The 25,002-nt window shown below is 66.0% G+C and carries 22 protein-coding genes and 1 other RNA gene; 21 read left to right on the top strand and 2 right to left on the bottom strand.

All coding sequences use genetic code 11. From position 1 onward, the window contains the following. Positions 1-82: 82 nt before the first annotated feature. The 4 genes from ACT2BZ_RS23105 to rnpB all read left to right on the top strand — a co-directional run bounded on the left by ACT2BZ_RS23105 (position 83) and on the right by rnpB (position 2,937). Positions 83-802 (top strand): TerB family tellurite resistance protein, encoded by a 720-nt coding sequence (locus ACT2BZ_RS23105; protein WP_457938119.1) that lies wholly within the window; start codon positions 83-85, stop codon positions 800-802. Next, complete coding sequence (locus ACT2BZ_RS23100) at positions 799-1,563, top strand: N-acetylmuramoyl-L-alanine amidase (RefSeq protein ID WP_457938117.1); 765 nt, start codon at positions 799-801, stop codon at positions 1,561-1,563. Before ACT2BZ_RS23105 ends, ACT2BZ_RS23100 begins: the two co-directional genes overlap by 4 nt. 202 nt (positions 1,564-1,765) lie before the next feature. After that, positions 1,766-2,419, top strand: a complete 654-nt coding sequence (locus ACT2BZ_RS23095) for a lytic transglycosylase domain-containing protein (protein ID WP_457938115.1) — start codon at positions 1,766-1,768, stop codon at positions 2,417-2,419. Positions 2,420-2,525: 106 nt separating this feature from the next. Next, positions 2,526-2,937, top strand: an RNA gene (gene rnpB / locus ACT2BZ_RS23090) — RNase P RNA component class A. Between the two features lie 24 nt (positions 2,938-2,961). Here the strand turns inward: rnpB and ACT2BZ_RS23085 are convergent. Then, complete coding sequence (locus tag ACT2BZ_RS23085; RefSeq protein ID WP_457938113.1) at positions 2,962-4,071, bottom strand: cystathionine gamma-lyase; 1,110 nt, start codon at positions 4,069-4,071, stop codon at positions 2,962-2,964. Between the two features lie 405 nt (positions 4,072-4,476). On the opposite strand from ACT2BZ_RS23085, the gene mraZ reads away from it, so the two are divergent. Genes mraZ through murB form a run of 12 tightly spaced genes read left to right on the top strand, consistent with a single transcriptional unit; the run spans position 4,477 to position 18,159 of the window. Then, a complete protein-coding gene (gene mraZ, locus ACT2BZ_RS23080; RefSeq protein ID WP_457938111.1) occupies positions 4,477-4,935 on the top strand; it encodes a division/cell wall cluster transcriptional repressor MraZ in 459 nt (152 codons plus the stop codon). Further along, entirely contained in the window at positions 4,932-5,948 is a 1,017-nt protein-coding gene (rsmH, locus tag ACT2BZ_RS23075) for a 16S rRNA (cytosine(1402)-N(4))-methyltransferase RsmH (RefSeq protein WP_457938110.1), read from the top strand. Before mraZ ends, rsmH begins: the two co-directional genes overlap by 4 nt. 5 nt (positions 5,949-5,953) lie before the next feature. Beyond that, a complete protein-coding gene (gene ftsL, locus ACT2BZ_RS23070) occupies positions 5,954-6,328 on the top strand; it encodes a cell division protein FtsL (RefSeq protein ID WP_457938108.1) in 375 nt (124 codons plus the stop codon). After that, complete coding sequence (locus ACT2BZ_RS23065) at positions 6,328-8,037, top strand: peptidoglycan D,D-transpeptidase FtsI family protein (protein ID WP_457938106.1); 1,710 nt, start codon at positions 6,328-6,330, stop codon at positions 8,035-8,037. Before ftsL ends, ACT2BZ_RS23065 begins: the two co-directional genes overlap by 1 nt. Positions 8,038-8,088: 51 nt before the next feature. Next, complete coding sequence (locus ACT2BZ_RS23060) at positions 8,089-9,543, top strand: UDP-N-acetylmuramoyl-L-alanyl-D-glutamate--2,6-diaminopimelate ligase (protein WP_457938104.1); 1,455 nt, start codon at positions 8,089-8,091, stop codon at positions 9,541-9,543. Then, positions 9,540-10,973, top strand: coding sequence for a UDP-N-acetylmuramoylalanyl-D-glutamyl-2,6-diaminopimelate--D-alanyl-D-alanine ligase (locus tag ACT2BZ_RS23055; RefSeq protein ID WP_457938103.1), 1,434 nt, complete (start codon positions 9,540-9,542; stop codon positions 10,971-10,973). The genes ACT2BZ_RS23060 and ACT2BZ_RS23055 overlap by 4 nt, the downstream gene beginning before the upstream one ends. 23 nt (positions 10,974-10,996) lie before the next feature. Next, positions 10,997-12,079, top strand: a complete 1,083-nt coding sequence (gene mraY / locus ACT2BZ_RS23050) for a phospho-N-acetylmuramoyl-pentapeptide-transferase (protein WP_457938101.1) — start codon at positions 10,997-10,999, stop codon at positions 12,077-12,079. Positions 12,080-12,093: 14 nt separating this feature from the next. Further along, positions 12,094-13,497, top strand: a complete 1,404-nt coding sequence (gene murD, locus ACT2BZ_RS23045) for a UDP-N-acetylmuramoyl-L-alanine--D-glutamate ligase (RefSeq protein WP_457938099.1) — start codon at positions 12,094-12,096, stop codon at positions 13,495-13,497. Beyond that, entirely contained in the window at positions 13,494-14,648 is a 1,155-nt protein-coding gene (gene ftsW / locus ACT2BZ_RS23040) for a putative lipid II flippase FtsW (protein WP_457938098.1), read from the top strand. The genes murD and ftsW overlap by 4 nt, the downstream gene beginning before the upstream one ends. A gap of 9 nt (positions 14,649-14,657) precedes the next feature. Next, on the top strand, positions 14,658-15,785 hold the full coding sequence (murG, locus tag ACT2BZ_RS23035) for an undecaprenyldiphospho-muramoylpentapeptide beta-N-acetylglucosaminyltransferase (protein ID WP_457938096.1): 1,128 nt from the start codon (positions 14,658-14,660) through the stop codon (positions 15,783-15,785). Beyond that, positions 15,782-17,197 carry a UDP-N-acetylmuramate--L-alanine ligase gene (gene murC, locus ACT2BZ_RS23030; RefSeq protein ID WP_457938094.1) on the top strand — a complete coding sequence of 472 codons (1,416 nt, stop codon included), beginning with the start codon at positions 15,782-15,784 and terminating at the stop codon, positions 17,195-17,197. Before murG ends, murC begins: the two co-directional genes overlap by 4 nt. Beyond that, a complete protein-coding gene (gene murB, locus ACT2BZ_RS23025; RefSeq protein WP_457938093.1) occupies positions 17,194-18,159 on the top strand; it encodes a UDP-N-acetylmuramate dehydrogenase in 966 nt (321 codons plus the stop codon). Before murC ends, murB begins: the two co-directional genes overlap by 4 nt. 1 nt (position 18,160) lies before the next feature. Here murB and ACT2BZ_RS23020 read toward each other — a convergent pair whose 3' ends face one another. Further along, entirely contained in the window at positions 18,161-18,466 is a 306-nt protein-coding gene (locus ACT2BZ_RS23020) for a PAAR domain-containing protein (protein WP_457938091.1), read from the bottom strand. A gap of 272 nt (positions 18,467-18,738) precedes the next feature. Between ACT2BZ_RS23020 and ACT2BZ_RS23015 the strand changes: the two genes are divergently transcribed. From ACT2BZ_RS23015 to lpxC, 5 genes are all read left to right on the top strand, one after another. Continuing rightward, complete coding sequence (locus ACT2BZ_RS23015) at positions 18,739-19,665, top strand: D-alanine--D-alanine ligase (protein WP_457938089.1); 927 nt, start codon at positions 18,739-18,741, stop codon at positions 19,663-19,665. Further along, positions 19,653-20,594, top strand: a complete 942-nt coding sequence (locus ACT2BZ_RS23010) for a cell division protein FtsQ/DivIB (RefSeq protein ID WP_457938087.1) — start codon at positions 19,653-19,655, stop codon at positions 20,592-20,594. Before ACT2BZ_RS23015 ends, ACT2BZ_RS23010 begins: the two co-directional genes overlap by 13 nt. Continuing rightward, a complete protein-coding gene (ftsA, locus tag ACT2BZ_RS23005) occupies positions 20,591-21,901 on the top strand; it encodes a cell division protein FtsA (protein ID WP_457938085.1) in 1,311 nt (436 codons plus the stop codon). The genes ACT2BZ_RS23010 and ftsA overlap by 4 nt, the downstream gene beginning before the upstream one ends. 67 nt (positions 21,902-21,968) lie before the next feature. Then, a complete protein-coding gene (gene ftsZ, locus ACT2BZ_RS23000; protein WP_457938083.1) occupies positions 21,969-23,621 on the top strand; it encodes a cell division protein FtsZ in 1,653 nt (550 codons plus the stop codon). A gap of 270 nt (positions 23,622-23,891) precedes the next feature. Beyond that, positions 23,892-24,836 (top strand): UDP-3-O-acyl-N-acetylglucosamine deacetylase, encoded by a 945-nt coding sequence (gene lpxC, locus ACT2BZ_RS22995; protein WP_457938081.1) that lies wholly within the window; start codon positions 23,892-23,894, stop codon positions 24,834-24,836. Positions 24,837-25,002 lie beyond the last annotated feature (166 nt).

The raw sequence follows: 25,002 nt of genomic DNA, 5'->3' as shown, positions 1-25,002 counted from the left end.
CAAATCGCTTGGGCCAGTAACCCCATCGATTTGCTCTAACCGCTCCCTCGCCAAGCCGGGATTTTCATCCTATGAGACGGCGATGTCGATTTGGGACCGCATAGGCGAATTCGTCGCCCGTGTCTCCGCATCCGCCTCGTCCGGCGTCTCGGATGTGGTGGAGGCGGTGCAGACCGTCTTCATGGGCGATGCCGACCTGAGGCGGCGGGTCGCCTTTTCGGTCGCCATGATCGCGCTGTCGGCCAAGATGGCCAAGGCCGACGGCATCGTCACGCAGGACGAGGTTCAGGCCTTCCAGCAGATATTTTCGGTTCCCGCTTCCGAGCGGCGCAATGTCGAGCGGCTCTACAATCTCGCCAAGGCGGATGTCGCCGGTTTCGAGGCCTATGCCAGGCAGATGGCCGGGCTGTGCGGCACCGGCAAGGCCAATTGCGCCATGCTGGAGGACATTCTCGACGGCCTCTTCCACATCGCCAAGGCGGACGGCGTTCTGCATGAGCATGAGGGGCTGTTCCTGCACCGCATCGCGGAAATCTTCCGCATCGAGGAGAGCCATTACCAGAGCATTTTGGCGAGGCACGCCAATCTCGGCGATGCCGACCCCTATCTCATCCTTGGCGTAGAACGCGGCAGCACGCTCAACGACGTCAAGAAACGCTACCGCAAGCTGGTCGCAGCGAACCATCCCGACCGGCTGATCGCGCGCGGCGTGCCGCAGGAGTTCATCCGCATCGCGACGACGCGCATCGCGGCGATCAACGCGGCATACGAGACGATCGAACGGGGCCTCAGACCTGCATGAGTGGATTTGCGCCCGACCATGCCGGCGCGGATGTCAGGGTATCGCCGAATTTCGGCCCGCGCCGCGGCGTCGAGGGGCCCGACATGATCGTGCTGCACTATACCGGCATGGAGAGCGGCGATGCCGCCGAAGCCTGGCTGTGCAACCCGGCGAGCGAGGTCTCCTCGCATTACCTGGTGCACGAGAACGGCCGCGTCGTGCAGATGGTGCGCGAGAGCGACCGCGCCTGGCATGCCGGCAAGAGCTTCTGGCAGGGCAACAGCGACATCAATTCTTGCTCGATCGGCATCGAGATCGTCAATCCCGGGCATGCGCTCGGCTACCGCAATTTCCGCAAGCGCCAGATGGCCGCGGTGACAGCGCTCTGCGCGGGCATCATCGGCCGGCACAACATCCCCGCAGAGCGCGTCCTGGCGCATTCCGACGTGGCGCCGGGCCGCAAGGTTGACCCGGGCGAGCGGTTTCCGTGGGGGCAGCTGGCCCAGGCGGGCATCGGTCATATTGTCGCGCCGCGACGCGCGGGCGGCACGCCGGTTCTCGCGCCCGGCGACAAGGGCGACGCCGTCGAGGAACTGCAATCGATGCTGTCGCTCTACGGCTATGGCGTCGATATCACCGGCGTATTCGACGAGGCGACAGGCGTTGTGGTTGCAGCGTTTCAGCTGCATTTCAGGCCGCGCCGGGTCGACGGCCTGGCCGACCGATCGACGGTCGATACGCTCGCCAGGCTGCTGCAGGCATTGCCGCGCGAACCTGCCTGAGAGCGGCACGGCCACCGAAGCCGAAAACCGGCATGGTAATATTTTGTCATCCAACGTGACTTGATCGGCCCTTTTTGTCCCAAAGTCGATCTGCAAAGGAGCGCCATCGAGTTGCCGGCGGGCTGATGAGTGTCGCTCCCGGTGTAGTGTAGATCATCCCCGCGCGGATACTGTCGCGGGACCGCATAGCAGACAGGAAATCATGAAGAATCTGACGGTTTTGGCAGCCGCGCTCGTCGCGGGCCTGACGACATTTGCAGTGGACGCAAAAGAAGTCTCGAAGAGTGACGTATCGAAGGCGGCCACGAAGGCCGAGAGCACGGTGACGGCGTCGCGCAAGGAAGACAGCGGCCACCGGGCCGGCGAGCGCGGCAAGACGGGCGAGGAGATCTTTCACGCCGCCAAGGCGGCGGCAGCAGCGGCCGAGACGACGCGCGCCGGCAAGAAGGCCGACGCCGAGGAGGCCAAGGCCAAGAAGGCGGACAAGCCCTTTGCGCCGCTGATCGAGCGCTATGCCTCGATGAACGGCGTCTCGCCGGAGCTGGTGCATGCGGTGATCCAGGTGGAAAGCAACTACAAGCCCAATTCGAAGGGCCGCGCCGGCGAGATCGGCCTGATGCAGATCAAGCCGGCCACGGCGCGCATGATGGGCTATTCCGGATCGACGAGAGGCCTGTTCGACCCCGAGACCAACATCAAGTACGGGCTGAAATACCTGGCCAAGGCGCAGAAGCTCGGCGGTGGCAGCACCTGCGGCACGATCCTGAAGTACAATGCGGGCCACGGCGCCAAGCGGATGAACCCGATCTCGTCGGCCTACTGCAAGAAGGTCAAGAAGCGGCTCGCCGGCATCTGACCGCGGCGGCAACGCCAAGACACGAAACACGCCCGCCCGGGGCAGCCCGGGCGGGCGTTACTTTTTTCGTTTGCGTTTCAACAGGCGAACGCCTTTATACGCCCTGCCAGCTGGCCGGGCGGCCGCACCAGCAACAGTCGAAAGGCTGCGGGTGAGGAAAGTCCGGGCTCCATGGAAACACGGTGCCGGTTAATGGCCGGCGGGGGCGACCCCAGGGAAAGTGCCACAGAAAGCAAACCGCCGCGGCCGTCCTTCGGGACGGGGCGCGGCAAGGGTGAAAGGGTGGGGTAAGAGCCCACCGCGCGCCTGGCAACAGGGGCGGCACGGCAAACCCCACCGGGAGCAAAACCGAATAGGGGCGGTAGGGGGGCAACCCTCAGGGCTGTTTCCGGTCCACCGTCCGGGTAGGTTGCATGAGACCGATGGCAACATCGGTCCAAGACGAATGGCCGCCACGTTCCCGCCGCCGCAAGGCGACGGGGGCCATACAGAACCCGGCTTACAGGCCAGCTGGCAATTTTTTCCTCAAGCGAGAGCCGCGATCAGTGCGCGTCGAAAGATGCCTCGATGGCGGCCCACAGCTCCTCGGTCGGCTCGCAGCCGACCGACAGCCTGACGAAACCGGCATCCACGGCGTCGCCCCAGCGGGCGCGGCGCTCGGCGGCCGAGTGCACGCCGCCGAAGGAGGTGGCCGGCTGGATCAGCGCACAATTGCCGATGAAAGCGTCCGCCTCTTCCTCGGAGCCGAGGGTGAGGCCGATGAGGAAGCCGAAACGCAGCATCTGCGTGGCGGCGAGATTGTGCGAGGGATCGCCCTCGAGGCCGGGGAAGCGGACGGCACGGACCTTCGGGTGGTCCTTCAGGCGGCGGGCGATGATCTCGGCCGAATTGCACATGCGGTCGAAGCGGACTTCCAGCGTCTCCAGGCCGCGATGCAGCAGCCAGGCCTCGAAGGGGCCGGGAATGGCGCCTGACAGCTTGCGCCAGTCCTTCACGGCGGCGATGATTTCGGCATCGCGGCTGGTGACATGGCCGAAGAGCACGTCGGAATGGCCGTTCGGCGCCTTGGTGTCGGCGGCGACGACCACGTCGGCGCCGAGATCGAGCGGCAATTGGCCATAAGGCGTCATGGTGGTGTTGTCGGCAACGACGATGGCGCCGGCCGCATGTGCGGCCGCGGCGACCGCGGGAATGTCGCAGACATCGAGGCCCGGATTGGATGGCGTCTCGACGAAGACCATGCGGTAGCCGTCGAAGCCGCCGTCGAGATAGCTGGTGGTCGGGCGCAGGTCGAACTCGATGCCGAGCCCTTTCAGGAAGCGCTCCGCGAGCACGCGGGGCGTGTAGTAGCCGTCGGAGGGCAGCAGCACGCGGTCGCCTGTTTTCAGCAGGGCAAGGAAGATGGCCGAGATGGCCGCCATGCCCGATGGAAAGGCAACGGCGGTGGCGTTTTCGAGATGGCCGAGCATCTCTTCGGCTGCTTCCCAGGTCGGGTTGTCGAAGCGGCCATACTGCCGGAAGCCGGCCGGGTCGCCCGGCAGGTTGAAGATGGACGCCATGGTCAGGGGCAGGGGAACCGGATCGCCCTTGGCGAGCTTGCGGCGACGGAGATGGGCGAGGTTTGCCGCGCGGGACGCCGGGCTGTCGGTCATGGTTTCAAGTCTCTGCGGATGGGTTTTCAGATTCGGCGCGACGCTATGATGCGCGGTCGGTCTCCGCAAGGTGCCGCCGGGTTCAGCCGCGGCCAATAACGCTTCGTTAGGCTTAATGGAGGATAAAGGGCGCGATGCCCTGCAACCCGTCCGGAGACGCGGATTTGCCTGGATTCAGAGAGTTGTTCCCGTTGACGCCCATAGTGCCCCATGCTATCCCATAAGCACAATCAAGTCTGTTTTCCCGTCGAGGGTTTTGCGCGTGCAAGCCGCGGGGTCCTGGCCCTGTCCGGCACGGCTTCGCGCGATATCAATGCGGGGAACGGAGGGCACCGAAACCGCGCTGCGGAGGCGCGGCAAACATGACGAAACGGGGCGCGGCGGCGAGAGCGGCTGTTACGAGTGATGAACCGGTTTCTGTCCAGCGCAGTCAACAGAATAGACGCCAAGGGGCGGGTTTCCGTGCCGGCGCATTTCCGCGCCGTGGTGCAGAGCCGCGGCTATGCCGAGCTTTACGCCATCAGGCAGCTCGACGTGCCGGCGCTGGATGTGGGCGGGCTCGACCTGCTCGACCGCTACGAGGAGAGAATAGCGCTGGAAGACCCGTTCCTGCAGACCGCCGACGACATGTCCTTCTTCGTGCATGGCGACGGGGCGTTCCTGAAATACGACCAGGACGGGCGCATCACGGTCAGCGACTTCATCCGCGAACACACCGGCATCACGACGGAGGTGGCCTTCGTGGGGCGCGGCAATTTCTTTCAGATCTGGGAGCCCGGACGGCTCGGCGCCTATGGCGCGGAGGTGAGGGCAAGACTTTCGCGACTTCGGCAGGGGACGAAGCCTGGGGAGCAACCGGAATGATGGCGGGTCACGGCGGGGATAGCCCCGCGGTTGGCGGACCGGCCCGTCACATTCCGGTTCTTCTCGCCGAAGTCCTCTCGGCGCTGGCACCGCAGGAGGGCGAGACCTTCATCGACGGTACGTTCGGCGCCGGCGGCTACACAAAGGCGATCCTCGACGCGGGCGCATCCGTGGTGGCGGTCGACCGCGACCCGGACGCGATCGCTGCCGGGCGCGACATGGAAGCCTCTTCCGGCGGCAGGCTGCGGCTGGTGCAAGGGCCATTCTCCAGGCTCGACGATCACGCCGAGGCGGTCGACGGGGTGGTGCTCGATATCGGCGTCTCGTCGATGCAGCTCGACGAGGCCGGGCGCGGCTTCTCGTTCCGCGCCGACGGGCCGCTCGACATGCGCATGGCGCAGGAGGGCGCGAGTGCGGCTGACGTCGTCAACCGCTTCAAGCAGGGCGATCTCGCCCGCATCTTCGGCTTTCTCGGCGAGGAGCGCCATGCGGGCCGCATCGCGCGGATGATCGAGAAGCGGCGCGAGGCGCGGCCCTTTGAGACCACGCTCGACCTCGCGAACGCCATCGAGGCGCATGTCGGGCGCAATCCCAAGGACAAGATCCACCCGGCGACGCGCGTCTTCCAGGCGCTGCGCATCTTCGTCAATGACGAGCTCGGTGAACTGGCGCTCGCACTGTTTGCGGCCGAGCGCGCGCTGAAACCCGGCGGCCGGCTGGTCGTCGTCACGTTCCATTCGCTCGAGGACCGCATCGTCAAGCGCTTCATCGCCGACCGCTCCGGCAACGCGGCGGGGTCGCGCTTCCTGCCGGAGCTGCAGGAGAAGGCGCCGACCTTCGCCAAGCGCGGTGGGGCGGTGGCGGCGAGCGAGGCGGAGACCGAGGTCAATCCGCGTGCCCGCTCGGCCAAGCTGCGCGTCGCTGTCCGCACCGAGGCAGCGGCCCGGCCCGAGGATTTTTCGATCTTCGGGCTTCCGAAACTTCCCGACATCCGGCTTTCGGCAGAGAGGTAGTAACAGTGTTCCGTACCAGCGATATCGTGCTGATCGCCGTCATGGTTTCGGCGGCCGCCGTTACCTACAAGATCAAGCAGGACGCCGAGGACCGCCTCGCGATCGTGCACAAGATCGAACGCGAGATACGTTTCGAGGAGGACACGCTCGACCTTCTCAAGGCCGACTGGAGCCTGCTGACGCAGCCTTCGCGGTTGCAGAAACTGTCGGAAATCTACCAGTCGGAACTGGCGCTGCAGCCGATCGAGCCGCACCAGATCGTCGGGCTTGAAGAACTGCCGTCCAAGCCGGTCGTGATCGAGGACCTGTCGAACCAGCATCTCGGCGGCATGGCCGAAAGCGGCCCGGACCAGACGGTGACCGGGGCGGTGGTGCAGTGATGAGCATTTTCAGGAAGCGCGCCGCGCCGGCCGAAGCACAGGCAAATTCGATCGTCGTCGAGGGCGCCCGCAAGGCGACCGGCGGCAGGGCAAGGAACCGCGTCGTCATGACGATGGCGGTGTTCTTCGGCATCTACGCCACGATCGGCGGCAGGCTGGTCTATCTCGGCATGCTGGACCCCGAGGAATCGGGCGGGCCGGAGAGCCGGGTGACCGCGTCGCGGCCCGACATCGTCGACCGCAACGGCGAAGTCCTCGCCACCGACATCAAGACGGCCTCGCTGTTCGCCGAGCCGCGCCGCATTGTCGACGCCGACGAGGTGATCGAGAAGCTGTCGACCGTGCTGCCCGACATCGAGGTCGAGCAGACCTACCACAAGCTGAAGAGCGGGGCCGGCTTCGTGTGGCTGAAACGGCAGCTGACGCCAAGGCAGCAGAACGACATCATGCAGCTCGGCCTGCCGGGCATCGGCTTCCGCACCGAGAAGCGCCGATTCTATCCGGGCGGCGCGACGGCCTCGCATATCCTCGGCCTGACCAACATCGACAACAAGGGCATTGCCGGCATCGAGAAGTACATCGATGACCAGGGCCTGGCCGACCTGCAGGCGTCCGGCCTTGCGATCGCCAAGGACCTCAAGCCGTTCAAGCTGTCGATGGACATCCGCGTGCAGCACATCGTGCATGACGAGATCACCCAGGCGATGGAGCGTTACCACGCGATCGCCGCGGGCGCGGTGGTGCTGAACGTCAAGACCGGCGAAGTGCTGGCGATGGCCTCGGTGCCGGACTACGACCCCAACAACCCGTACAACGCGCACGAGAAGGACCGGCTGAACCGCATGTCGGCCGGCCTCTACGAGATGGGCTCGACCTTCAAGAGCTTCACCACGGCAATGGCGCTTGATTCCGGCAAGGTGACGCTCGACAGCACGTTCGACGCGTCGCGGCCGATCCGCATCGGCAACCAGACGATCAACGATTTCCACGGCAAGGGCCGGGTGCTGACGGTGCCGGAGGTGTTCATCTACTCGTCAAACATCGGCTCGGCCAAGGAGGCCGACGTGGTCGGCATCGAGGGCCACCGCGAATTCCTGCACCGGCTGGGCATCCTCGACCGCATGGACACGGAACTGCCGGAAGTGGCACGGCCGACCGAGCCGAAGGTGTGGAAGAAGGTTCACTCGATCACCGTGGCTTTCGGCCACGGCGTCTCGACGACGCCGCTGCAGACCGCGGTCGGCTGCGCGGCGCTGATGAATGGCGGCTACCTGATCGAGCCGACCTTCCTGAAGCGCGGCGAGGAGGAGGCGATGGCCACCGCCAAGAAGGTGATCGAGGACCAGACCAGCGCAGACATGCGCTATCTCTATGCCCTCAACGCCGAAAAGGGCTCGGGCAAGAATGCCCGCGTTCCCGGCTACCGCGTCGGCGGCAAGACCGGCACGGCCGAGAAGGTGGTCAACGGGCGCTATTCCTCGTCCGTGCGCTTCAACGCCTTCGTGGCGTCCTTCCCGATGGACGATCCACAGTATATCGTGCTCAGCATCATCGACGAGCCGAAGCCCGAGAAACCGGGCATGGGCGCCACCGCAGGGTCGAATGCGGCCCCGATCGTGGCTAACATCATCCGCCGGGCCGGCGCGCTGCTTGGCGTGAAGCCGGAATTCGGCCATGAAAGCGGGGCTACGGTCGTCTCCTATCAGTGATTCTCGAAGGCGCCGGGAAGCGCGCCGCCATTTTTTGACGACTGGATCTTGATGAAGCTTGTTGACCTTGCCGGTATGCTGATCGCCGATGGCGGCGTTTTTGCCGACGCCGAGGTCGCAGGAGTGACTTCGGATTCGCGCCGCAGCGGACCGGGGACGGTTTTCGTCGCGGTGGCGGGCAGCAAGGCCGATGGCGCCAGCTATGCGGCCGACGCCGTGGCCCGTGGGGCGGTGGCGATCGTGGCGGCACGTGGCGCAAAGCTCGGCGAACTGTCCGTGCCGGTGATTTCGGTCGAGGATCCGCGCCTGGCGCTGGCGAAGGCCGCGGCAGCGCTGCATCCGCGCCAGCCCGAGACGATGGTCGCCGTGACCGGCACAAGCGGCAAGACATCGGTCGCCGCCTTTACCCGACAGATCTGGGAACATGACGGCAAGGCCGCCGCCAGCATCGGTACAACCGGCGTGGTGGCGCCCGGACGCGACGACTACGGCCAGCTGACGACGCCCGACCCGGTCGAACTGCACCAGGTGCTCAGCGATCTCGCGGATGCCGGCGTGACACATGCGGCCATGGAGGCGTCGAGCCACGGCCTCGACCAGCGCAGGCTCGACGGCGTGCGACTGTCGGCCGGCGGCTTCACCAATCTCGGCCGCGACCACATGGACTACCACCTGACGGTGGAAGACTATCACCACGCCAAGCTGCGCCTGTTCGACACGCTGCTGCCGAAGGGCGCGCCGGCGGTGATCTTCGCCGACGACACATGGTCGAAGCGGACCATCGAGGCGGCGAAGGCGGCCGGGCTCGAGGTGCTTACGGTCGGCCGGCAGGGTTCGTTTCTCAAGCTGAAGCGGGTCGAGCACGAGCGCTACCGTCAGCGCGCCGAGATAGAGGCTGACGGCGTGCTGCACGAGATCGTGCTGCCGCTGGCCGGCGACTTCCAGATATTCAACGCGCTGGTGGCGGCGGGACTTGCCGCCTCGACCGGCACGCCGGTCGACAAGGCGCTCGACGCGCTCGAGCACCTGAAGGGCGCGCCGGGCCGGCTTGACCTCGTCGGCACGACGGCCAACGGCGCGCCGGTCTATGTCGACTATGCCCACAAGCCCGATGCACTGGAGAACGTGCTGGCCTCGGTGCGGCCCTTCACGACCGGGCGCGTCATCGTGGTGTTCGGCTGCGGCGGCGACCGCGACCGCGGCAAGCGGCCGATCATGGGCGAGATCGCGACGCGATTGGCAGATGTCACCATCGTCACCGATGACAATCCGCGCTCGGAAGTGCCTGCAGACATCCGCAAGGCGATCCTGGCGGCCGCTCCGGGCGCCATCGAGATCGGCGACCGGCACAAGGCGATCCGCGACGCGGTCGCCATGCTCGCCGCCGGCGACACGCTTATCATCGCGGGCAAGGGGCACGAGCACGGCCAGACGGTCGGCAGCGAGACCTTGCCCTTCTCGGACCACGAGGAAGTGCGCAAGGCACTCCGGGAAGGCATCGCATGAGCCTGCTCTGGCTGACCGAGGACCTGATTGACGCGATGGGTGGGCGCCCGATCGGCACGATGCCGGAAGGCATCACCGGCATTTCCATCGACAGCCGCTCGCTGAAGCCGGGCGATGCCTTCTTCGCCATCAAGGGCGAGACGATGGACGGCCATGACTTCGCAACTGCGGCGGTGAAGGCCGGGGCAGGGCTGCTGGTGGTTGCCGAAGGCAAGCTGCCGGCGCTCGGTCGCCTGACAGCGCCGATGATCGTGGTGCCCGACGTTCTGGTGGCGCTCGAGAAGGCCGGCATCGCGGCGCGCGCGCGCACCAAGGCGCGGGTCATCGCGATCACCGGCTCGGCCGGCAAGACCAGCACCAAGGAAGCACTGCGCCACGTGCTGTCGCAGGCCGGCAAGGTGCATGCATCGGACAAGTCGTTCAACAATCACTGGGGGGTGCCGTTGACCCTGGCGCGCATGCCGGCCGACACCAACTACGCGATCTTCGAGATCGGCATGAACCACGAGGGCGAAATCCGCCCGCTGGTGAAGATGGTCAGGCCGCATATTGCCATCGTGACGCTGATCGCTGCCGCGCATCTCGGCCACTTCAAGTCGCTGGAAGATATCGCCAGGGCCAAGGCGGAAATATTCGAGGGCGTCGAAAAGGGGGGCGTGGCGCTGATCAACCGCGACGACGCCAACTGGGCGCTACTGTCGAAGCTCGCCAAGGCGGCGGGCGTCGAGAAGGTCGCCGGCTTCGGCGAACATGCCAAGGCGGTCTACCGGCTGACGAACCTCGCGCTGCATCCGGACCATTCGCTGATCTCGGCGAAGATCGGCGGCAAGGAAGTGACGGCGACCATCGGCGCGCCCGGGCGCCATGTCGTGCAGAATGCGCTGGCGGTGCTGGGGGCAGCCCATCTCGCCGGCGCCGACGTAGCCGCCGCGGCCCTGGCGCTCGCCGGGGTCAGTGCGGAGGCGGGGCGCGGCAAGCGCCACGTGCTGACCCATCCAAAGGGCTCGATCACGCTGATCGACGAAAGCTACAACGCCAACCCGGCCTCGATGCAGGCAGCGCTGGCGCTGCTCGACGCGACGCCGGTCGAGGGCAAGGGGCGGCGCATCGCGGTGCTCGGCGACATGCTGGAACTCGGCAGCCATTCCGAGCGCCTGCATGCCGGGCTCGCAGAACTCATCGCGCGCACCAGGACCGATCTCATCCTGCTCGCCGGACCGGAGATGAAGTCACTTGCCGCTGCGTTGCCGGACGGCTCGAAAATAGAATACAGGACCGGCGCTGACGAACTGAAGCCGGTTCTGCTCGAGGCCGTCGGCCCCGGCGACGTGGTGATGGTGAAGTCTTCCAAGGGCATCGGCTTCTCGAAGCTCATCGATGCGCTGGTCAATGCGTTCCCGGCCGATGCCGGCGCCGCCAAGCTTTCCTGAACTGGTCCGGGGGGACTGATCCGATGCTTACCCTACTCGTCAATTTCGCGGACCAGGTCTCGGCCTTCAACGTCTTCCGCTACATCACCTTCCGCACCGGCGGCGCGCTGATCACCTCGGCGCTGATCGTCTTCATCTTCGGGCCCACCATCATCGCATCGCTGCGCTTCCGGCAGGGCAAGGGCCAACCGATCCGCGCCGACGGGCCGCAGACGCATTTCAAGAAGGCCGGCACGCCAACCATGGGCGGGCTGATGATCCTGTCCGGCATCGTCGTGTCGTCGCTGCTGTGGGCCAACATCAACAGCGTCTATGTCTGGGTGGTGCTGCTGGTGGCACTCGGTTTCGGCGCGATCGGCCTCTACGACGACTACCTGAAGGTGACCAAGCAGTCGCATCTCGGCTTTTCGGGCAAGGCACGGCTGGCTATCGAGTTCCTGATCGCGTCGATTGCCGCGATCGTCATCATGAATGTCGGGCAGGCGCCGTTCTCGTCGTCGCTGACCTTTCCCTTCTTCAAGGACTTCCTGATCAACCTCGGCTGGTTCTTCGTACCCTTTGCCTGCATCGTCATCGTCGGCGCCGGCAACGCAGTGAACCTGACAGACGGGCTCGACGGGCTCGCCATCGTGCCGATCATGATCGCGGCGGCATCCTTCGGCGTCATCGCATACCTGTCGGGCAACGCGGTGTTCGCCGAATACCTGCAGATCCATTTCGTGCCGGGTACCGGCGAACTAGCGGTGATCCTCGGCGCGGTCATCGGCGCGGGGCTCGGCTTCCTGTGGTTCAACGCCCCGCCCGCGGCAATCTTCATGGGCGACACAGGCTCGCTGGCGATGGGCGGCCTGATCGGCACCATCGCGGTGGCCGTCAAGCACGAGTTCGTGCTCGCCATCATCGGCGGCCTGTTCGTGATGGAGGCGCTCTCGGTGATCATCCAGGTCGGCTTCTTCAAGATGACCGGCAAGCGGGTCTTCCTGATGGCGCCGATCCACCACCATTTCGAGAAGCTCGGCTGGACCGAAAGCCAGGTGGTGATCCGCTTCTGGATCATCGCAGTGATCCTGGCGCTGATCGGCCTGTCGAGCCTGAAGCTGAGATAGGAATTCGAGGGCTCATGATCCCTGCCACCTCCTTCAGCGGCAAGCGTGTCGCGCTCTTCGGCCTCGGCGGCTCGGGGATTGCGACGGCGCGCGCCTTGGTGGCGGGCGGGGCCGAGGTGCTGGCCTGGGACGACAATCCCGACAGCGTGGCGAAGGCTGCGGGCGAGGCCATCCCGACCGGCGACCTGAGGCAGGCCGACTGGCCGGGCTTCGCCTCCTTCGTGCTGTCGCCCGGCGTGCCGCTGACGCATCCCAAGCCGCACTGGAGCGTCGAACTGGCGCGTGGCGCCGGTGTCGAGATCATCGGCGACATCGAACTGTTCGGTCGCGAGCGCAGCCTTGCAGCGCCCGATGCACCCTTCATCGCCATCACCGGCACCAACGGCAAGTCGACGACGACGGCGCTGGCGGCCCATATCCTGAAATCGGCCGGGCGCGACACGCAGATGGGCGGCAATATCGGCCGCGCGGTGATGACGCTCGATCCGCCGGAGAGGGACCGATACTACGTGGTCGAGTGCTCCTCCTACCAGATCGACCTCGCGCCCTCGATCAGCCCGACGGCGGGCATATTGCTCAACCTGACGCCCGACCATCTCGATCGCCACGGCACGATGCAGCACTACGCGGCCATCAAGGAGCGGCTGGTCGCCGGCAGCGAAACCGCCATCATCGGCGTCGACGACATTCATTGCGTGCAGATCGCCGACCGACTGGAACGCGCCGGCAAGAAGGTGATCCGCATCTCCAAGCGCCTGCCGCTGACCGACGGGTATTTCGCCGACGGCAGCAACCTGATGGAAGCAGTGAACGGGCGCTATACGCGCATCGGCTTCCTCGAGGGCATCGGCTCGCTGCGCGGCCAGCACAATGCACAGAACGCGCTTGCCGCCATAGCCGCCTGTCTCACCGCCGGGCTCGATCTCGGCGAGATCCAGTCGGGGCTGGAGAGTTTTCCGGGCCTGGCGCACCGCATGGAGCAGGTCGGCCGCATGGGCCGCGTGCTGTTCGTCAACGATTCCAAGGCGACAAATGCTGATGCCGCGGCCCCCGCGCTGTCGAGCTTTCCGCGCATTTACTGGATCGCCGGCGGCCTGCCCAAGGAAGGCGGCATCGAACCGCTGAGAAGCTGTTTTCCGCGCATCGCCAAGGCCTACCTGATCGGCGAGGCAGCACCTGCCTTCTCGGCGACGCTTGGCGAGGCGGTGCCCTACGAGATCTCGGGCACGCTCGCCGCAGCCGTCGAGCACGCGGCGCGCGACGCAGCTCTCGATCCTGCCGACGAGGCGGTCGTGCTGCTGTCGCCGGCCTGCGCCAGCTTCGACCAGTTCAAGAATTTCGAAATTCGAGGCGAAGCCTTCAGGCAAGCTGTGAATGCTATCGGGGGCGTCATGCCCATCGGAGGACCCAAGCCATGATGAGTCGCCTGGACCGCAGCCCCGTCGCCAACTGGTGGTGGACCGTGGATCGCTGGTTTCTCGCCGCCTTCCTGCTCCTGATGGGGCTGGGCATCGTTCTGTCGTTCGCGGCAAGCCCGGCGGTGGCAGAGCGCATCGGACTGGACAGCTTCCACTTCGCCAAGCGGCAGATCGTGTACATGATTCCGGCGCTGATCGCGCTGATCTCGGTGTCGTTCCTCAACGCCAGGCAGATCAGGCGGCTGTCGCTCGTCATGCTTGGCGCGATGCTGGTGATGATGGTTGCGGTGCTGTTCGTCGGCGTCGAGGTGAAGGGCGCGCATCGCTGGATATCGATCGCCGGCGTTTCGATCCAGCCGTCGGAGTTCCTGAAGCCCGCCTTCGTCGTCATCTGCGCCTGGCTGTTCGCAGAACACCGGCGGCAGCCCGAAATTCCCGGCAACTTTTTCGCGATGATGCTGCTCGGCGTCGTGCTGGCGCTGCTCGTCGCGCAGCCCGATCTCGGCCAGACGATCCTCGTGCTCGGCACTTGGGGCGTGATGTTCTTCATGGCCGGCATGCCGTGGCTGTGGATCATCGTCATCGGCAGCCTGGGCGCCGCGGGCGCCCTTGGCGCCTACACCGCCTTTCCGCACGTCGCCGGCCGCATCGACCGCTTCCTGACCGGCGAGGGCGACACATTCCAGGTCGACATGGGCCGCGAGGCGATGATCAACGGCGACTGGCTCGGGCTCGGGCCGGGCGAGGGCGTCATCAAGAAGATCATCCCCGACGCGCATGCCGACTTCGTGTTCTCGGTGGCGGGCGAGGAATTCGGCATCCTGCTGTGCATGGCGATCATGCTGATCTTCGCCTTCATCGTGCTGCGCGGCCTCAACACGGCGCTCAAGGAGCAGGATGATTTCACCCGCTTCGCGGTGGCCGGGCTGGTCGTGGTCTTCGGCTTCCAGTCGGTCATCAACATGGGCGTGAACCTGCAGCTCATGCCGGCCAAGGGCATGACGCTTCCCTTCATCTCCTATGGCGGCTCGTCGCTGATCGCGATTGCCATCTCCATGGGCATGGTGCTGGCACTGACCCGCAAGCGGCCGGAAAAGCGCAAGTCGATCGGCTTCCAGCCGATGACGCAGCGCGCCCAGCCGGCGGAATAGCGGAGCGGCATGCCCAAAGGCACGATCCTTCTCGCAGCGGGCGGTACCGGTGGACACCTGTTTCCGGCGGAGGCGCTGGCACATCAGCTGAACGAGCGCGGCTGGCGCGTCGACCTGGCGACCGACGATCGCGCCGAACGCTTCGCCGGGCATTTTCCAGCGCATGAAGTGCACCCGATCGCCTCCGCCACGATCGGTTCGCGCAACCCTGTGGCGCTGCTCAAGTCCTTCTTGACGATCTGGCGCGGCGTCAGGCAGGCATCGGAGGTGATCCGACGCATCAAGCCCGAGGTGGTGATCGGCTTCGGCGGCTATCCGACGCTGCCGCCGCTCTACGCGGCGACGCGGCGCAAGGTGCCGACCATCGTGCACGAGCAGAACGCTGTGATGGGACGCGCCAACCGGGCGCTCGCGGCGCGGGTGGCCGCAATCGCCGGCGGCTTCCTGAGTGACAGGGAAGGAGCCTTCGCCGACAAGATCGTGGTGACCGGCAACCCGGTGCGCCCCGCAGTGCTGGAGGCGGCGAAGACGCCCTACCGTCCATCGCGCGAGGACCAACCGTTCCGGCTGCTGGTGTTCGGCGGCAGCCAGGGCGCGCAGTTCTTTTCCGACGCGCTGCCGGGCGCGATCGCGGCACTTCCCGAGGCGCAGCGCGCCCGGCTGGTGGTGACTCAGCAGGCGCGCGCCGACGATGTCGGGCGGGTCAAGAAGGCCTATGACGAGCTCGGCATGCAGGTCGAGGTGCTGCCCTTCTTCTCCGACATGGCGGCGCGCATCGCAGCGGCGCATCTCGTCATCTCGCGCTCGGGCGCCTCGACAGTGTCGGAGATCGCGGTAATTGGCCGGCCGGCGATCCTGGTGCCCTATCCCTATGCGCTCGACCACGACCAGGCGGCCAATGCCGAGGCACTTGCAGCGGCCGGCGGCGCCGAGGTTCACCCGCAATCGTCGCTCTCGACGGAGCGGCTTTGCGCGCTGATCGGCGCGGCAATCGACGAGCCGGACAGGCTGGCGACGGTTGCGGCTGCCGCGAAATCGGCGGGGAAACCCGACGCGGCGCGGTTGCTCGCCGATCTGGCAGAGGCTATTGCCTCCGGTCAATCGGTCGCGGACTACAAGAGAGGAAAGCCAGCATGAAAATGCCGCAGAGCATCGGACTGGTGCATTTCATCGGCATCGGCGGCATCGGCATGAGCGGCATCGCCGAGGTGCTGCGCAACCTCGGCTACCGCGTGCAGGGCTCCGACCAGGCCGACAGCGCCAACGTGCAGCGGCTGCGCGACAAGGGCATCGAATGCTTCATCGGCCACCGAGCCGAAAACCTCGGCGAGGCCGAGGTGGTGGTGGTCTCGACGGCAATCAAGAAGTCGAACCCGGAACTGAAGGCGGCGCGGCTGAAGCTGCTGCCCATCGTGCGCCGCGCCGAAATGCTGGCCGAGCTGATGCGGTTCCGCCAGGCGGTCGCCATCGGCGGCACGCATGGCAAGACGACGACCACCTCAATGGTGGCGACGCTGCTCGACGCCGGCGGGCTCGACCCGACGGTGGTCAATGGCGGCATCATCAACGCCTACGGCACCAATGCGCGCATGGGCGAGGGCGAGTGGATGGTGGTCGAGGCCGACGAGAGCGACGGCACCTTCCTGAAGCTGCCGGCCGAGATCGCGGTGGTGACCAACATCGATCCCGAGCATCTCGACCACTACGGCTCCTTCGACAAGGTGCGCGAGGCGTTCCGCCAGTTCGTCGAGAACGTGCCCTTCTATGGCTTCGGCGTGATGTGCACCGACCACCCCGAGGTGCAGGCGATGGTCGCGCACATCGAGGACCGGCGCATCATCACCTATGGCGAGAACACGCAGGCCGACGTGCGCTTCGAGAACCACCGCATGGAGGGCGCGACCTCGGTGTTCGACGTGGTCATCCGTCGCCGCAAGGCCGGTCCGGAGACTGTGATCCGCGACCTGCGCCTGCCGATGCCCGGCCGCCACAACGTATCGAACGCCACGGCGGCGATCGCCGTCGCGCACGAGCTCGGCATCTCGGCCGACGACATCCGCAAGGGCCTGCTGTCCTTCGGCGGCGTGAAGCGGCGCTTCACCCATACCGGGACCTGGAATGGCGTCGAGATATTCGACGACTACGGGCACCATCCGGTGGAGATCAAGGCGGTGCTGAACGCGGCGCGCGATTCGACCAAGGGACGCGTGATCGCTATCGCCCAGCCGCATCGCTTCACCCGCCTGCGCGACCTTTTCGACGATTTCTCGTCCTGCTTCAACGCTGCCGACACGGTGATCGTCGCCCCGGTCTATGCGGCCGGCGAGGACCCGATCGACGGCGTCAATTCCGAGAAACTGGCGCAGCGCATCCGCGCCGGCGGCCACCGCGACGCGCGCTATGTGGCCGAGCCCGCGCAGGTAGCGCCGCTGGTGCGCGCAATCGCCCAGCCCGGCGACTTCGTCGTGTTCCTCGGCGCCGGCAACATCACGCAATGGGCGTACGCGCTGCCGGGCGAACTGGCGGCGGGCGACGGTGCTGCTGCATGACGAGAGGCGAGGACCTGCTGGCTCGACTTGGCGACAGGCTGGCGGGGATCCGCGGGCGCATGACGCCGAACGCGGAAATGGACAAGATCACCTGGTTCCGTGCCGGCGGCCCGGCCGATGCGCTGTTCCAGCCGGCCGACGAGGAAGACCTGATCGCCTTTCTCAAGGCTGTTCCCGAGGACGTGCCGGTGACGACCGTCGGCATCGGCTCGAACCTGCTGGTGCGCGAGGGCGGCATTCCGGGCTTCGTGATCCGGCTGTCTGCGAAGGGTTTCGGCGACGTCGAAAAGGTTTCGGATACGCGCATCCGGGCGGGGGCGGCGACGCCCGACAAGCGTGTCGCGGCCTTCGCCTTTGAGGCCGGTATCGGCGGCTTCCATTTCTACCACGGCATACCCGGCGCCATTGGCGGCGCGCTGCGCATGAATGCCGGCGCCAACGGCGTCGAGACGCGCGAGCGGGTGGTCGAGGTGCGCGCCGTCGACCGCAAGGGCGACGTGCACACGCTGAGCAATGCCGATATGGGCTACTCCTACCGCCATTCCGAAGCGCCGGAGGACCTGATCTTCGTGTCCGCCGTCTTCGAGGGATTTGCTGAAGAAAGGGACGCGATCAAGGCGGCGATGGACGCGGTGCAGCATCACCGCGAGACCGTGCAGCCGATCCGCGAAAAGACCGGCGGCTCGACCTTCAAGAACCCGGAAGGCACGTCGGCCTGGAAGGAAATCGACAAGGCCGGCTGCCGTGGGCTGATGATCGGCGGCGCGCAGGTCTCGCCGATGCATTGCAATTTCCTGATCAACACCGGAAACGCGACCGGATACGACCTTGAATATCTTGGCGAAACGGTGCGCGCGCGGGTGCTGGAAACGTCCGGCATCAGGCTGCACTGGGAGATCAAGCGGATCGGCCGCTTCCGGCCGGGCCACGAGGTGGACCCGTTCCTGGGACGGCTGCTCTAGCCTACTGCGGCGGGCAGACGACGTCGCCTACGCGCTTGGCGCCCTGGCCGTCGACGATCACATCGGGGCTGGCGCTGGAAACGCAATCGGCGATTCCGGCATTGACCTGCACCATCGGTTCTCCCTCGATCATCATGCCGGGAATGACGCTGTAGGACCCCGGCGGGCAGAGCGCCATGTCGCTGAGGCGCAAGGCAGGACGGCCGTTGATCATCACCGACATCGCGCCCGTTCGCGCACAGTCGGGCAACCCGGCCGCAAGACCTGGCCCGGACAGCAACAGCAGGGTCGTCAGCAATATCCGCAAGTCAGCCTCCCGCGCCGCGTGCCCCAGAGTCACCATCTTCGGCCGGCTGCCGAGGTGAGTCAAAAAAGTCATACCGGAATCGATAAGTACAGCTTTGGCAAATGCGTACTTGCCACGGAATCAACTCTCTGATTCTTTGGGTTAACAGCGTTTCCGAATTGAGTCGTACGAGGCGTGTGCCGCGTTTTCCGTCTGGGGGGTGACTCCCTGGAAGACTCGGACTCAAGCCGTGACCGGGGGGTCGGGCCGCTGCGCGAGGGGAATGACGGGGCATGAAGTTCAAACGGGTCGCGGTGTTGATGGGGGGGTTTTCGTCGGAGCGGCCAGTGTCCCTGGCTTCCGGCATCCCCTGCGCCGATACGCTTGAAGCCGAAGGTTACGATGTTACGCGCATCGACGTGACGCGCGACGTCAGCTCGGTGCTTGCCGATCTCAGGCCTGACGCCGTATTCAACGCCCTGCATGGGCCGTTCGGCGAGGACGGCACGATCCAGGGCATCCTCGAATATCTCGCAATTCCCTACACTCATTCCGGCGTGTTGGCCTCGGCCCTTGCGATGAACAAGGAGCAGGCGAAAAAGATAGCCAAGTCTTCCGGCATCCCGGTCGCCGAATCCAAGATCGTCAACCGCTTCACCATCCGTGACAAGCATCCCATGCCGGCGCCCTACGTGGTGAAGCCGGTCAGCGAGGGGTCGAGCTTCGGCGTCGTCATCGTCAAGGAAGACCAGTCGCATCCGCCGCAGGTGATCGCCTCGTCGGAGTGGAAGTACGGCGACATGGTGATGGTCGAGCGCTACGTGCACGGGCGCGAGCTGACCTGCGCGGTGATGGGCGATGTGGCTCTCGGCGTCACCGAGATCATCCCCGAGGGGCATTCCTTCTACGACTATGATTCAAAATACGTCCCGGGCGGATCAAAACACGAATGCCCGGCAAAAATTTCACCAAATATTTACCAAAAAATACAGACACTGGCGCTCAAGGCACATCAAGCATTCGGCTGCCGGGGCGTATCCCGATCAGACTTCCGCTACGACGACCGCCATTCGGAAAATGGCGAGTTGATCTGGCTCGAAGTCAACACGCAGCCAGGCATGACGCCGACGTCGCTGGTGCCTGAGATCGCCGCACAAGCGGGGCACTCTTTCGGCGATCTTTTGAGTTGGATGGTGGAGGACGCTTCGTGTTTGCGTTGAGGTCGGGACAGCACGGTAGAGGCGGCGCATTGCGGCCGACCTCCCTCGGCGTGTTCCTTTCCGCCGAGCACTTCGTCCTGCCGCGCTGGCTGCGCCGCCCGGCGCGCGTCGTTGCGCGGCTGTGCAGCGGCGAGTACACGCCGCCCCGCTTTGCCGCGACGATCGCGAGTGCTGTCCTGCTGTCTTCGAGCGTGCTCTACGGCGCGTGGATCGGCGGCGAGATTCCGGTCGCGGTGCAGACGGTGACGTCGCGCCTCGGCTTCGCGGTCGAAAGCGTCAGGGTGTCCGGTAACGCCGAGACCTCGGAAATCGACATTCTCGAGCGGCTCGAGCTCGACGGCTGGACCTCTCTCGTCGGCTTCGATGCGGACCTTGCGCGTCAGCGCATCGCCGGGCTGCCCTGGGTCAAGCAGGCGTCCGTGCGCAAGATCTATCCCGACACGATCGAGGTCAGGATCGAGGAGCGCAAGCCTTTCGCCATCTGGCAGCATGGCCGGCAACTGGCCATCGTCGACCGCGCCGGCGACGTCATCATACCGTTCTCGGGCGGTCGCCATTCGGTGTTGCCGCTGGTCATCGGTTATGGCGCGGCCGAGGATGCCCCGGGCTTCGTCGACAAGATCCGGCGCTATCCCGAACTCGCCTCCCGCGTGAAGGGCTTCATCCGTGTTGCCGAGCGGCGCTGGGACCTCAGGCTCGAAAACGGCATCACCATCAAGCTGCCGGAAGGCAATACCGACGGCGCCATTGCCGAAGTGCTGCGGATGGACCGCGAGAACGGGCTGTTGTCGCGCGACATCGCCTCTGTCGATCTCCGGCTCGAGGACCGGCTGGTCATCGGGTTGACCCCCGAGGCGCTGGTGCGCCGCACCGCCGCGCTTGCCGAACAGGCCAAGGCGGCAAAGAAGAAGCCGGGGAAAAACATATGAGCTGGATGGGCGGCAACAAGGACGTCGCGTCCCGCCGGTCCGGCATCGTCACCGTGCTCGACGTCGGCTCGAGCAAGGTATGCTGCGTGATCGCCAGGCTGCGGCCGCGCGGCGAAAGCCCGATCCTGCGTGCCCGCACGCATGAGGTGCAGGTGATCGGCATCGGCCACCAGAAATCGCAGGGCGTGAAGTCGGGCGTCATCATCGACCTCGACCGCGCCGAGCACGCCATCCGGTTGGCCGTGGATGCGGCCGAGCGCATGGCCGGACTGACCGTCGATTCGCTGATCGTCAATCTGACCGCCGGGCGCCTGCGCAGCGAGGTCTTCTCGGCTTCGATCAATCTTGGCGGCCACGAGACCGACGGCGCCGACATCAAGCGCGTGCTGGGCGCAGGCGCCAAGCAGGCGCTGAAGGCCGACCGCGAGGTCGTGCATTCGCTGCCGGTTGCCTTCTCGCTCGACGGCGAGCGCGGCATCCGCGACCCGCGCGGCATGGTTGGCGACGCGCTCGGTGTCGACATGCATGTGCTGACCGGCGACTCCGCGCCGCTGCGCAATCTCGAGCTCTGCATCAACCGTTCGCACCTGTCGGTCGAGCGGATGGTCGCGACCCCTTATGCCAGCGGGCTTGCCGCGCTGGTCGACGACGAACTGGAAATGGGCGCCGCCTGCATCGACCTCGGTGGCGGCACGACGACGATCTCCGTCTTCTCGGACGGCAAGTTCGTGCATGGCGACGCCATTCCGGTCGGCGGCAGCCACGTGACGATGGACCTTGCCAAGGGCCTGTCGACGCGCATCGAGCATGCCGAAAGGCTGAAGGTCATGCACGGCTCGGCGTTACCCGGCAGCGCCGACGACCGCGACCTGGTGACGGTGCAGCCGATGGGCCACGAAGACGGCGAAGTGCCGCTGCAGGTGCCGCGTTCTGTGATGACGCGCATCGTGCGCGCCCGCGTCGAGGAGACGCTGGAGCTGCTGCGCGACCGGCTGGGCAAGTCGGGCTACGGCAATGCCGTAGGAAAGCGGGTGGTGCTGACGGGCGGTGCTTCGCAGCTCGCCGGGCTGCCCGAGGCAGCAAGAAGAATTCTCGGTCGCAACGTGCGCATCGGCAGGCCTCTCGGGGTTGCCGGCCTGCCCGAGGCGGCCAAGGGACCGGCGTTTTCGACAGCGGTCGGCCTGCTCATCTATCCACAGGTCGCCAGCTTCGAAAGCCGGCAAGGTAATGCGATGTCCCGCCTGAAAATGACGGGAACCGGCGGAAGGCTGGATCGCATGAGTCAGTGGTTGAGGGACAGTTTCTAATTCGGCGGGGCTGGTCCCCATAGCGGCCGTGGCGGCGACGCGGCAGGAAAGGCAAAGGACGAGGACAATGACGATCAATCTGCAGAAGCCCGACATAACGGAATTGAAGCCACGCATCACCGTGTTCGGTGTCGGCGGGGGCGGCGGCAATGCCGTCAACAACATGATCACAGCGGGGCTTCGCGGCGTCGAATTCGTGGTTGCCAACACAGACGCGCAGGCGTTGACCATGTCGAAGGCCGACAGGCTGATCCAGCTCGGCGCGCATGTTACCGAGGGCCTGGGTGCCGGGTCGCAGCCGGAAGTCGGGCGCGCCGCCGCCGAAGAGTGCATCGACGAGATCATCGATCACCTGTCCAACACCCACATGTGCTTCGTCACCGCCGGCATGGGCGGCGGCACCGGCACCGGTGCAGCCCCGGTCGTCGCCCGCGCGGCCCGCGAAAAGGGCATCCTGACCGTTGGCGTCGTCACCAAGCCGTTCCACTTCGAAGGCCAGCGCCGGATGAAGACCGCAGACCTCGGCATCGAGGAACTGCAGAAGTGCGTCGACACGCTGATCGTCATCCCGAACCAGAACCTGTTCCGGCTCGCCAACGACAAGACCACCTTCGCCGACGCCTTCGCCATGGCCGACCAGGTGCTCTATTCGGGCGTCGCCTGCATCACCGACCTGATGGTCAAGGAAGGCCTGATCAATCTCGACTTCGCCGACGTCCGCTCGGTGATGCGCGAAATGGGCAAGGCGATGATGGGTACCGGCGAGGCATCGGGCGAGGGCCGTGCGATGGCCGCCGCCGAAGCCGCTATCGCCAACCCGCTGCTCGACGAGACGTCGATGCGCGGCGCCAGGGGCTTGCTGATCTCGATCACCGGCGGCCGTGACCTGACGCTGTTCGAAGTCGACGAGGCGGCTACCCGTATCCGCGAGGAGGTCGATCAGGACGCCAACATCATTCTCGGCGCCACCTTCGACGAGGAACTCGAGGGCGTCATCCGCGTGTCGGTCGTGGCGACCGGCATCGACAAGTCGGCCGAGGACATCGCATCTCCGCCGGTGACGATCCGCCAGGCGCCGCCCAAGCCGGTTGCACGTCCGGCCGTGGCCGACGCCCGCCCGACGACTGCCGAGCAGGCGGCACCGGTCGATGCTCCGCGGCTCGAGAAGGCAGCCGATCCAGTTGCCGACGCGATCCGCCAGGCCGAGGTCAACGCCGTCGAAATGGCTGCACGCGCCGCGCCCAAGGACGAGTTCCGCACCACCAGCAAGCTGTTCCAGGCACCGCCGGCCGAGCCGCAGGTGCAGCGCCCGCAGCCAGCAGCCGCCGCGCCGCAGCGCGAGACCCTGCAGCCGGCCCCGGTGCAGCAGCGTATGCCGCGCGTCGAGGACTTCTCGCCGGTCGTCAAGGCCGCCGTCGAAGCCCAGAGCCGCCCGGTCGACCATGAGAACAGCGGCCCGATGGGCCTGCTGAAGCGCCTGACCACCGGCCTTGGCCGCCGCGACGAGGAGCAGGCCCGCGTCGAGCCTTCCGCGACCCGCGAGCCGAAGCTGCGCCAGCCGGCGCCGGAAGCCCGCCGCATCCCGAGCCAGGACCCGCAGCTCTACGCACCGCGGCGCGGCCAGCTCGACGAACACGGCCGCCTGACGCCGCAGACTCGCGCTGCGCAGGAAGACGACCAGCTGGAGATTCCGGCATTCCTTCGTCGCCAGGCGAACTGACGACCTTCGAAAACGGTGTCGGCGGACAGAATCCGGCTTGTCCGCCGACCCGAAAAATATCATAAAAACAAGCGCTTATAATTCAGTTGCGGGGGTCCTCCCGTAACACAGAGTAAGAAAGCGTGATTTGGAGTCTCCCTGGCCGGCGACTATTCTGTGACGAGAATAAGGTCAGCATGTGGGAGGGATTCGGGGATGAGATCCCGCCCACAGCAACCAGCAAGACCGCTCTCCTGGGGTTGGAGATGCGGGGACAGGCTGGACGGGCGCATGGGGATCAACTTGCACGACTATCAGACGACACTCAAATCGCGTGTAGCGCTGTCCGGATTCGGCGTTCACTCGGGTAAACCCGTTTCGCTCAGCTTCCTGCCTGCCGACCCCGACACCGGCGTCGTCTTCCACCAGTGCGACGGCGAGGGCAAGGAAATTCGCGCCTTGGTCTCGGAGATCGGCGCGACCGACCTTTCCACAGTTCTTGGCGACCCGGCTGGGTTCCATGTCGGCACCGTCGAGCATGTGATGGCCGCGCTGCTCGGGCTCGGCATCGACAACGTCATCGTGGAGATCGACGGCAGCGAGATGCCGATCCTCGACGGCAGCGCTGCGGGTTTCGTCGAGGCGATCGACCAGGCCGGCATCGAGACGCAGGCCGTCAAGCGCCGCTACATCCGCGTGCTGAAGCCTGTGCGTATCGAGAACGGCGCCTCCTGGGCCGAGTTCCAGCCGCATGACGGCACCCGCTTCGAAGTCGAGATCGACTTCGAGAGCCCGGCAATCGGCCGCCAGTTCTTCGCCTCCGACGTCAGCGCGGACTCGTTCCGCCGCGACATCGCGCGGGCCCGCACCTTCGGCTTCATGAAGGATGTCGAGCGGCTGTGGGCCGCCGGCTACGCACTCGGATCATCGCTCGAAAACTCGGTGGTGATCGGCGAGGACAGCCGCGTCATCAACATGGAAGGCCTGCGCTACAAGGACGAGTTCGTCCGCCACAAGATGCTCGACGCCATGGGCGACCTTGCACTGGCCGGCGCGCGCTTCATCGGCTGTTTCCGTTCCTATCGCGGCGGCCATAGGCTGAACGCCGCGGCGCTGAGGCGCCTGCTGTCTGACCGCTCTGCCTTCGAAATCGTCGAGACCAACAGGCGCGAACGCGGTCGCACTGCCGAAATGACCGCTGTAAATGCGGCGGTCTACGCTCCCTGGGTGCTCTGAAGCCACAATAGGGCAGGATTCTTGCCCAGCGGTCGCGCATTGCGCGACCGTCGCCATGTCGCCACAAAAATGCGCCATTGCCCCGCGATAGCGTTGCCGTCGAAATGCGGTTATGATCTATGGCGGCGTGCCGACGACGAGTGCTGTGCCGAAGGGGCTGTAATTC

Source organism: Mesorhizobium sp. 10J20-29 (assembly GCF_054130485.1).
This window is presented reverse-complemented; position numbering and strand designations above follow the sequence as displayed.

Bases quoted from the DNA above. Each gene is read 5' to 3' on its own strand.
- ACT2BZ_RS23105 (WP_457938119.1), top strand. From the start codon at position 83: ATGTCGATTTGGGACCGCATAGGCGAATTCGTCGCCCGTGTCTCCGCA.
- ACT2BZ_RS23100 (WP_457938117.1), top strand. From the start codon at position 799: ATGAGTGGATTTGCGCCCGACCATGCCGGCGCGGATGTCAGGGTATCG.
- ACT2BZ_RS23095 (WP_457938115.1), top strand. From the start codon at position 1,766: ATGAAGAATCTGACGGTTTTGGCAGCCGCGCTCGTCGCGGGCCTGACG.
- ACT2BZ_RS23085 (WP_457938113.1), bottom strand. From the start codon at position 4,071: ATGACCGACAGCCCGGCGTCCCGCGCGGCAAACCTCGCCCATCTCCGT.
- mraZ (WP_457938111.1), top strand. From the start codon at position 4,477: ATGAACCGGTTTCTGTCCAGCGCAGTCAACAGAATAGACGCCAAGGGG.
- rsmH (WP_457938110.1), top strand. From the start codon at position 4,932: ATGATGGCGGGTCACGGCGGGGATAGCCCCGCGGTTGGCGGACCGGCC.
- ACT2BZ_RS23065 (WP_457938106.1), top strand. From the start codon at position 6,328: ATGAGCATTTTCAGGAAGCGCGCCGCGCCGGCCGAAGCACAGGCAAAT.
- ACT2BZ_RS23060 (WP_457938104.1), top strand. From the start codon at position 8,089: ATGAAGCTTGTTGACCTTGCCGGTATGCTGATCGCCGATGGCGGCGTT.
- ACT2BZ_RS23055 (WP_457938103.1), top strand. From the start codon at position 9,540: ATGAGCCTGCTCTGGCTGACCGAGGACCTGATTGACGCGATGGGTGGG.
- mraY (WP_457938101.1), top strand. From the start codon at position 10,997: ATGCTTACCCTACTCGTCAATTTCGCGGACCAGGTCTCGGCCTTCAAC.
- murD (WP_457938099.1), top strand. From the start codon at position 12,094: ATGATCCCTGCCACCTCCTTCAGCGGCAAGCGTGTCGCGCTCTTCGGC.
- ftsW (WP_457938098.1), top strand. From the start codon at position 13,494: ATGATGAGTCGCCTGGACCGCAGCCCCGTCGCCAACTGGTGGTGGACC.
- murG (WP_457938096.1), top strand. From the start codon at position 14,658: ATGCCCAAAGGCACGATCCTTCTCGCAGCGGGCGGTACCGGTGGACAC.
- murC (WP_457938094.1), top strand. From the start codon at position 15,782: ATGAAAATGCCGCAGAGCATCGGACTGGTGCATTTCATCGGCATCGGC.
- murB (WP_457938093.1), top strand. From the start codon at position 17,194: ATGACGAGAGGCGAGGACCTGCTGGCTCGACTTGGCGACAGGCTGGCG.
- ACT2BZ_RS23015 (WP_457938089.1), top strand. From the start codon at position 18,739: ATGAAGTTCAAACGGGTCGCGGTGTTGATGGGGGGGTTTTCGTCGGAG.
- ftsA (WP_457938085.1), top strand. From the start codon at position 20,591: ATGAGCTGGATGGGCGGCAACAAGGACGTCGCGTCCCGCCGGTCCGGC.
- ftsZ (WP_457938083.1), top strand. From the start codon at position 21,969: ATGACGATCAATCTGCAGAAGCCCGACATAACGGAATTGAAGCCACGC.
- lpxC (WP_457938081.1), top strand. From the start codon at position 23,892: ATGGGGATCAACTTGCACGACTATCAGACGACACTCAAATCGCGTGTA.